Below are 3,755 nucleotides of genomic sequence, written 5' to 3' on the forward strand. Positions count from 1 at the left end.
CTACAAGATCAGCTCGCTGCGACTGTTTCCCGCTCGCTTCGCAATTGAAGGGCGCGACCGGTCTCTTCGTTTCGGACCAGGCCTGGTCTCCGCTGAACAATGAACGACTGAAGTCGAGCTTCGACAGGATCGAGCTCGTGGACGTCATCGAGGCCAAGGCCTTCGGCAAGGTCGCGCGACGCATCGCGAACTATCGAGGCATCAACTACAAGGGTCATCCGTGCTGGCGCGGGGCGCCAGACTAGGCCAAACCCGACGGTCGTTAGGTGCTTGCCGAACCAGCGCCTGACGAATGAAAAAGCCCGCTACCAAWTTGGTAGCGGGCTTTCCAGAGGCCTTGCGGCTTGTAGTGGCTCCTCGACCTGGGCTCGAACCAGGGACCTACGGATTAACAGTCCGGCGCTCTACCGACTGAGCTATCGAGGAACAAGCCTTAGATTATATATTCACCGGATGGGCCGAAAATCCCGCACGCGAATCCGATTCTCTGGAGACGGGCGAGGGTGCCGAAGCTGCTGGCGACCCTCGAGGCCAAGACGAAAAAAACGCGCCTTCACGGGCGCGTTCTTGGGAAGTATCCGAGTCTCCATCAAGGCAGTGGAGATCGAATACAGAGTCGAGCTCTTCTTGAGAGTGCCGGTATGAACAGTGTTCACAGCAGCTTGAGTTTGGCTCCTCGACCTGGGCTCGAACCAGGGACCTACGGATTAACAGTCCGGCGCTCTACCGACTGAGCTATCGAGGAACAAGCCTTAAATTATAGCGTGGTTTTTGGGCTCCCTGGCCACGCCCGCCACCGCGATTTTTTTCTTCAGCCCGGGACCTCAGGTGGCCCGGTTGCAGATCGCCATCAATCGCCGCGCCGCCGCCTCGGGCTGCGGGTCGGCGACCAGCGCGCGCACCACGGCCACCGAACCGACGCCGGTCGCCAGCACCTCGGGCATGCGCTGCTCATCGATGCCGCCGATGCCGACCTGCGGGTAGCCGCGCATGAGTCGCGCGTACGCCGCCAGTCGCGCAACGCCTTGCGGCGCGGTGGCCATTCGCTTCAGCGTGGTCGGGTAGACCGCGCCCATCGCGATGTAGCTCGGGCTCGCGAGGTCGGCGCGCAGCATCTCCGCGTAGCCATGCGTGCTGACGCCGAGGCGAATGCCCGCGCCGCGGATCGTCTGAAGTTCTTCCGGCGTCAGGGCGTCGAGGTCTTCCTGCCCCAGATGCAGGCCATAGGCCCGCGCCGCGATCGCGCTCTGCCAGTGGTCGTTGATGAAGAGCAGGGCGCCGGTGCCGCGCACCGCGTCGACCGCCGCCTGCACCTCGCGCTTGACCGCGCCGGCATCGTCCGACTTGAAGCGCAGCTGCACCGTCGGCACGCCCGCACGCGCCATGCGGCCGACCGATTTCGCATCGGGCAGCACCGCATACAGGCCGAGCTTTTCGGGGCAGGGCGGAAACGCGTCGTCGCGGGTCGTTGGCGGAAAGGGGCGCAGGCCGAAATCGGCCGGCGTGTCGGGCCAGGCCCCGGGGTCGAAGCGGCCGTTGCGCCCGGTCTGAGCCTGCCATGCGCGCGCCAGGCAATCGGCATCGATGTCGATGAAGCCAAGCGTGGCGCAGGCCTGCTTGGCGCCTTGGTAGAGCGGGTCGTCCGACGAGAATGACGCGGCGGTGTTCGGCGTTTCGCCGAAGCGCGCGGCATGGGCTGCGACGATGGCTCGCGCAATGGAGGAGGAGTCGGTCATGGCAGTCATTGGGCCGCCGCGTGATGCCAGAAGGGCGTGCCCAGCACCGGCGTGCTCGGCTGGGCCGAATCCTGCGCCGCCATTGCGCCCGCATGGTGCGCGCTGCGACCGGCCTGGACCGCATCGGCAAAGGCGCCGGCCATCGCGACCGGATCCTGGGCCAGCGCCACCGCGGTGTTCAGCAGCACACCGTCGTAGCCCCATTCCATTACCTGGCAGGCATGCGATGGCAGGCCGAGCCCGGCATCGACCAGCAGCGGCACCGACAGCCGTTCGCGCAGCACCTGCAGCGCGTAGGGGTTGATCGGGCCGCGCCCGGTGCCGATCGGCGCCGCCCAGGGCATCACGGCCTGGCAGCCGACATCGACCAGGCGCTGGCACAGCACCAGGTCCTCGGTGCAGTAGGGCAGCACCTGGAAGCCGTCGCGGATCAGCTGCGAGGCGGCATCGACCAGGTTCAGCGTATCGGGCTGCAGCGTGTAGTCGTCGCCGATCAGCTCGAGCTTGATCCACGGCGTGTCGAACAGTTCGCGCGCCATCTGCGCCGTGGCGATCGCCTCCTGCACGCTGTGGCAGCCGGCCGTGTTGGGCAGCACCGGCACGCCGAGGCGGCGCAGCAGGTCCCAGAAGCCGTTGTCGCTGCTCCCGGCGTTGGGCGTGGCGGTCTGGCGGCGCAGCGAGGCCGTCAGCATCGCGGGCTGCGCACGCCGCACTGCCGCCTCGAGCACATCGGGCGACGGGTAGCGCGCAGTGCCGAGCAGCAGGCGGCTCTTGAAGCTCTGGCCGTAGAGGACGAGCGGGTCGTTGTCGGGCAGGGAGGTCATGGGGTTTCCTTCAGCCGCCCGTCACGGGGCGGATCACTTCGATGCGGTCGTCGGGCTGCAGCAACTGCGAGCCGTAGTGGGAGCGCGGCACGAACTGCCGATTGACGGCGACCGCGAACGGCGGCTTGGCATCGATGAGCACGAGCGCGTCCGCGAGCTTCGCGCCGGGCGGCAGCGTGTGGGGGATGTCGTTGATCAGGAGGTTCATGGATTCGATGCCAGGCCGAAACGGCCGGCGAGCGCAGAGCGGCCGGTCGCGAGCAGTTCCATCGCCACATCGAGGATCGCCGGCGCGATCAGGAAGCCGTGGCGGTAGAGGCCGTTGATCTGCATGACGTTCGGTCGCAACTCGCGCACGGCCGGCAGGTTGTCGGGCAGGGTCGGGCGGCACTGGGTCGCGATCTCGACGATGCGCGCTTCCGCGAAGCCGCTGTGCACCGCGTAGGCCGCGCTCAGCAGCTCGAGCGTGGAGCGCACGCTGGCTGGTGACATGTCGTCCGATTCGATCTCGGTGGCGCCGATGACGAACAGGTGGTCGGGTTTGGGCGCGATGTAGATCGGATAGCGCGGATGCACCAGGCGGGTCGGCCGCCGCAGCGCCACTTCGGGGGCGTGGACGCGGATGACTTCGCCGCGCACGCCGCGCAGCGCGTTCCACTGCGGCCTGGCGCCGAGGCCTCGGCAGTCGATCACGCGCTCGGGTTGGCCGGCCTCGCCGGGCCTGAAGTCGTCGAGGGTGCRCGCCGCCTGCCAGTGCAGGCGCACCCGGGGCAGCGCCTGCAGCGTGGCCAGCAGCGATGCGAGCAAAGCCCGGTTGTCGAGCTGGCCCTCGTCGGGCAGCAGCAGCGCCTGTGCGAAGCGCCGGCCCAGCGAAGGCTCGAGGGCCTCGATGCCGGCCACGTCGAGCGTCTGCATCGCGGGCAGCTCGGGCACCACCTCGCCGGTGTGCGCGAGCACGCGCTTGAGCCGCGCGGCCTCGGCCGCATCCTGCCGGTGCCACAGCACCAGCGTGCCCTCGCGCTGGAAGAACACCGGCAGCGCGAGCGACGCGATCAGGGTCGGCCAGCGGTCCAGCCCGTGATGGCCCATTCGGACCACCGACGGTGGCGCCACGGCCGATTCGGCCAGCGGCGCGAGCATCGCCGCGGCGACCCGGGCGGCGGCGCCCTCGGCGTCCGGACCACCGGCCTCGAAC

The 3,755-nt window shown here is 68.5% G+C and carries 5 protein-coding genes and 2 tRNA genes; 1 reads left to right on the plus strand and 6 read right to left on the minus strand.

The window, feature by feature from the left end; all coding sequences use genetic code 11:
- Window positions 1-245 (plus strand): hypothetical protein (locus tag AC1DY5_RS46490; RefSeq protein ID WP_478121144.1); only part of this gene is annotated, 245 nt, incomplete at its 5' end.
- Between the two features lie 105 nt (window positions 246-350).
- Here the strand turns inward: AC1DY5_RS46490 and AC1DY5_RS46495 are convergent.
- The 6 genes from AC1DY5_RS46495 to AC1DY5_RS46520 all read right to left on the minus strand — a co-directional run.
- Window positions 351-426: transfer RNA gene (locus tag AC1DY5_RS46495), tRNA-Asn, on the minus strand.
- A gap of 243 nt (window positions 427-669) precedes the next feature.
- A tRNA-Asn gene (locus tag AC1DY5_RS46500) sits at window positions 670-745 on the minus strand.
- 79 nt (window positions 746-824) lie between these two features.
- Window positions 825-1,745 (minus strand): thiamine phosphate synthase, encoded by a 921-nt coding sequence (locus AC1DY5_RS46505; protein WP_478121145.1) that lies wholly within the window; start codon window positions 1,743-1,745, stop codon window positions 825-827.
- Window positions 1,742-2,560, minus strand: a complete 819-nt coding sequence (locus AC1DY5_RS46510) for a thiazole synthase (RefSeq protein ID WP_478121146.1) — start codon at window positions 2,558-2,560, stop codon at window positions 1,742-1,744. The genes AC1DY5_RS46505 and AC1DY5_RS46510 overlap by 4 nt, the downstream gene beginning before the upstream one ends.
- Window positions 2,561-2,570: 10 nt before the next feature.
- Window positions 2,571-2,768: a sulfur carrier protein ThiS gene (thiS, locus tag AC1DY5_RS46515; protein WP_478121147.1), complete on the minus strand. Its 198-nt coding sequence runs from the start codon at window positions 2,766-2,768 to the stop codon at window positions 2,571-2,573.
- Window positions 2,765-3,755 (minus strand): FAD-dependent oxidoreductase (locus AC1DY5_RS46520; protein ID WP_478121148.1); only part of this gene is annotated, 991 nt, incomplete at its 5' end. The genes AC1DY5_RS46520 and thiS, both read right to left, overlap by 4 nt.

The sequence above is a fragment of the Variovorax sp. P4_D9 genome (genome assembly GCF_056401695.1).

What these genes read in the sequence shown, in the direction of transcription:
- AC1DY5_RS46510 (WP_478121146.1), bottom strand. Translation starts at nt 2,560, where the DNA reads ATGACCTCCCTGCCCGACAACGACCCGCTCGTCCTCTACGGCCAGAGC.
- thiS (WP_478121147.1), bottom strand. Translation starts at nt 2,768, where the DNA reads ATGAACCTCCTGATCAACGACATCCCCCACACGCTGCCGCCCGGCGCG.
- AC1DY5_RS46505 (WP_478121145.1), bottom strand. Translation starts at nt 1,745, where the DNA reads ATGACTGCCATGACCGACTCCTCCTCCATTGCGCGAGCCATCGTCGCA.